Consider the following 824-nt stretch of genomic DNA (forward strand, 5'->3'; position numbering starts at 1 on the left):
GGCCAATAAAGCGCCTGCAAAGTTAAGCTATTTCTTCATAAATAAACGTTCTTCACCCTTTAAAAAGACAAAAACAGTGCCAATTTTATGACAAATATGCAGGCTTTGATTATTTTTGAGCCCAATTAAAGAAGATAAACATGCCAAAATCATCTTTTAAGTTTAAACAATTTACCATATTTCATGATAAATGCGCCATGAAGGTCGGCACAGATGGTGTACTACTTGGGGCATGGGCCCCGGCAGACAAAGCAAAGCGTATACTGGACGTTGGAACCGGTACCGGATTAATAGCCTTACAGTTAGCGCAAAGGAATCCGCATGCCCGGATTACTGCAATCGAGATAGATGCGGCTGCAGCCGGACAAGCCACAGAAAATGTATCTCACTCTCCATGGGCCGATAGAGTAGAGGTCATATGTCATGATTTCCGAGATTATCAGCCGGAAAACAGATTTGACCTCATCGTTTCCAATCCTCCCTATTTTATAGATGCGTTGAAATGTCCTGACGAACAAAGGTGCACAGCACGGCATGCGGGCAATTTGAATTACGATTTACTGTTTCATCGTTCGGCATCTTTGCTTGAAGAGCAAGGAGTCGTAAGCATCATTATTCCAGCGGAAGCTGAAAAAACGGTTGTGGATACAGCTTGGAACCATAAGTTGTTTCCATTGCATCGTGTGCAAGTCTTCACCAAGCCCGGAAAACCGTGCAGACGGGTATTGCTGAACTTTGGTTTTGAAGCAAAAGAGTGTAGAGAAGAGAAACTCTGTATTGAGGTGAATCACAATGAGTTTACCCCTGAATATGTAGCTTTAACG

At 42.8% G+C, this 824-nt stretch carries 1 protein-coding gene; it reads left to right on the forward strand.

Annotation, left to right across the window (positions count from 1 at the left end; all coding sequences use genetic code 11):
- Window positions 1-140: 140 nt before the first annotated feature.
- A partial coding sequence (locus ABUA47_RS15995) for a tRNA1(Val) (adenine(37)-N6)-methyltransferase (RefSeq protein ID WP_349831756.1) occupies window positions 141-824 on the forward strand: 684 nt, incomplete at its 3' end.

Origin of the sequence: Bacteroides sp. RTP31139st1_H2_RTP31139_211217, from assembly GCF_040227615.1 — a bacterium.
Lineage (GTDB): Bacteria > Bacteroidota > Bacteroidia > Bacteroidales > Bacteroidaceae > Bacteroides > Bacteroides uniformis.